3 protein-coding genes are annotated in these 2366 nt (G+C 35.3%); all 3 read left to right on the top strand.

Going from position 1 to position 2366, the window contains the following annotated elements; genetic code table 11:
• The first annotated feature begins 162 nt into the window (after nucleotides 1-162).
• The 3 genes from ACTUJY_RS21025 to ACTUJY_RS21015 all read left to right on the top strand — a co-directional run bounded on the left by ACTUJY_RS21025 (nucleotide 163) and on the right by ACTUJY_RS21015 (nucleotide 1879).
• Nucleotides 163-810: a hypothetical protein gene (locus ACTUJY_RS21025; protein ID WP_463618095.1), complete on the top strand. Its 648-nt coding sequence runs from the start codon at nucleotides 163-165 to the stop codon at nucleotides 808-810.
• 11 nt (nucleotides 811-821) lie between these two features.
• Nucleotides 822-1166, top strand: coding sequence for a hypothetical protein (locus ACTUJY_RS21020; protein WP_463618094.1), 345 nt, complete (start codon nucleotides 822-824; stop codon nucleotides 1164-1166).
• An 86-nt stretch (nucleotides 1167-1252) separates the two neighbouring features.
• Nucleotides 1253-1879, top strand: a complete 627-nt coding sequence (locus ACTUJY_RS21015) for a preprotein translocase subunit SecD family protein (protein WP_463618093.1) — start codon at nucleotides 1253-1255, stop codon at nucleotides 1877-1879.
• Nucleotides 1880-2366: the final 487 nt, after the last annotated feature.

Genomic DNA, 2366 nt, shown 5'->3' with positions numbered 1-2366 from the left:
AAAGCGCGTCTGGGAAAATTTTTTACCAGTAGGGTCAGCGTCCCGAAAATTGTTATTTAACTGTTTGATGTGTCGGCGAAAAATGGCTTTGCGTACGATTGTTGCGTCGGATTATCCCTATCCCCCAGTGGGAGTTCTGATTGGTCTTCAAGCTTAAGCTATTTGCAAGGTACGGATGCTTTAGGACTTGGCAATTTATTTACTCTTCCTCCTCTTCCTGGAGAATCTATAGCGGCTCCTTATAATGACAATTCAGGTCTTTTTAACTTTCCTGTTCTTGGGGCAATACTAAAAGATATTACTGATCAAGCTGGACTACTATATAGGCATAATGGAGTACCAAGAAATATTTTAACTGGCAACTTCCTTGACGGTGGAGAGATTAATGCCGCTAAGCAGAATTTGGCGGTGAATCTATTTACCGCTGGTGCTGGACTTGTGTCTAAGTTTGTCAGCGGAATTTCTACTTTCAAAATCAAGCATGCACGACTACAATCTGAATTTGAAGGCTTAGCTGATACCCACTTGTTGCCAAAATATCAAAGTTTAGATCCAGATTTGCAATTTGGGTATACGGGATCTTTTAAAACGGGATATGTAGGAAATCCAAATAAACCAACTTATGGTCAGAGAATTAATTTTAATAGTTTTGATATTGACTACTGGATAAAAAGCGATATTTTATATCGCCAATTTGGTAATAGTTTAAAGGCAGATGTTCAATTTCGAAAGTTACTTGAAAGCAAGCCTAGTTTTAACGGGCTAAAGCCAAATAAAAATGGTTTTTCTATTAAGTTTGAACCTAATTAAGTGCGGTAATAATGAGTAACTCCGAGAAAATTATGGGAGCAAAAGCTTTCGTATTAATTGAATTTGATGGTGGCTTAGAAAGTTTGGCATCACGAATTAGTGAAGGCTTTCTCTATAGTGAATTTAACATAGAACATAGTGAAAGAGAGCCTTATCAGATACAAGCATCTGCAGAGTTGATGGGGTTTGAGGTTTGGTTAACAGAATATGATAAGTCTTTTGCTGACTTTGCTTTAAAGATCGAAACTTCTCATAGCCTTGTAGAGTCATTTAAAGATCAAATGTATGATTTAACGCCATGGCTTACGAGATATTTGGAGGAAATTTGTGAACTAAAGGTTGTTTCATTAAAGTGAAATTTCTGTTGGTGATGTTGTACATATTTTTGAAGAAAATAAGTAAGTCATTGAAAGTGTAGTAATAGCTATTATGGGAAGTTTTTATGAAATATTTATTTTGTGTTGTTACTCTAATGCTTGCTGGTTGCGATGGCTTCAATTCATCTAAAGAGTTTTTCTCTGTTCAAATAACAGATCGCCATACATTAACTCGGTCAAAGCAAGAGCTAATTGTTAGATATAAGGAGTTTTTACCAGGGCTTTTCTCGAGTGTAAAAGCTGTTTGTACAAATAAATCTACAGGAGTTATTCAATTTGAAACCAAAGGTGATAAAATTGGTGAGGCTACACTCCGTTTTTTAAGCGAGACCAAAGGTGAACTTAAAGCTTATACTGAAGAGCAGGTTTGGTTTGAGTCAAAAGATATTTTAGGTGTAAACGTTAGTTCTGATGAGTTGAATAACTATTTGCTTTTCCACTTAACTGATACCGCTGGTGCTCGGTTATTTACACTATCTAAAAATAATCAAGGAAAAGTGTTGGTACTTAGATTAGATGAATTTGTTTTAGCTCAAGTTACAATATCAGGGCGGCTAAAAAACAATATCAAAATATCTCTACCTAAAAGTATAGACGAAATGCTTATGCTAAGGACAATCATTAAAAGCGGTAAACTTCCATCTAATGTTAAGTTCACTAGCTATAGCGCCGATTCACAAAGTCCCTGTTAGTTGAAAACAAGAAGCTCAAAAAAAGAATTAACAAAATCAATGGGTCACTCATTAGGCAGGCCGGGTTAATTGTAGAGTGCTAAATTGTCATCGTAGTTTTTATCAAATTAGCGGTCGTAGAATTTTGAAGCTTTACTACCGTTTTACCACTTTCTCATCGTAGCATATTTCTTATTTGCCAAACTCTCGTCGCAATATTTCTCAAACGCCGTTGTAAAAATTATCACACTGTTATCGTATTTTTAAAAATCACTGACGCATGAAGTTTTTACGACGTTCTGGGGAAATTGTCATTGAAAACTAATTGATATCCAGTTCAATAATTGCAAAAAACGTATTAATACATTGCGCCAAAAAATTTAAATGCCATTGATTCTAGTATTAAATGTATCACGAATACCTTGAACTTTCGATTCAAAAAACGCTTCACTAAACTCAAAATCAGAAGCAGTGATCATTTCCTGGCTCGATAAATGGTCTGGAAGCA

The organism is Pleionea sp. WD8-19 (assembly GCF_055326765.1).
The sequence above is the reverse complement of the archived record's forward strand: the minus strand, read 5'-3'. Positions and strand labels throughout refer to the sequence as shown.